Origin of the sequence: Xanthomonas sp. BRIP62418 (assembly GCF_003993495.1) — a bacterium.
In the GTDB taxonomy this organism is placed as follows: Bacteria; Pseudomonadota; Gammaproteobacteria; order Xanthomonadales; family Xanthomonadaceae; genus Xanthomonas; species Xanthomonas euroxanthea.
In genome coordinates this window covers 1-408 of sequence record NZ_QEZG01000020.1, presented here as the reverse complement: position 1 = coordinate 408, position 408 = coordinate 1, and the positions used below count along the sequence as shown (strand labels likewise).

Sequence of the window (408 nt, the reverse complement as noted above, 5' to 3'; positions counted from 1 at the left end):
CTGCGCCAGCTGGTCGAGCGCCCGGCCATTCCGACCCTGGCGATCCAGGATCATCCGGCGATGCCGATCCGCGGCACCATCGAAGGTTTCTACGGCGCGCCATGGTCGATGGCCGACCGCAGCAAGCACATCGCGTTTCTCGCCCGCAGCAAGGCCAATACCTTCATCTACAGCCCCAAGGACGACCCGTACGCGCGCGATCGCTGGCGCGAGGCATATCCGGCCGCGACGCTGAAGGCGCTGGGCAAGCTGGCGGCCACCGCCAGGCGCAACCATGTCGACTTCGTCTATGCGATCTCGCCGGGGCCGTCGGTGTGCTTCTCCGATCCGGCCGATGCCAAGGCGCTGCTGCGCAAGTTCGATGCCTTCCGTGCGCTGGGCGTCCGCAGCTTCTACGTGGCGCTGGAC

The 408-nt window shown here is 67.4% G+C and carries 1 protein-coding gene; it reads left to right on the top strand.

The window, feature by feature from the left end; all coding sequences use genetic code 11:
* A partial coding sequence (locus EO174_RS01175; RefSeq protein ID WP_206515027.1) for a beta-N-acetylglucosaminidase domain-containing protein occupies nt 1-408 on the top strand: 408 nt, incomplete at both ends.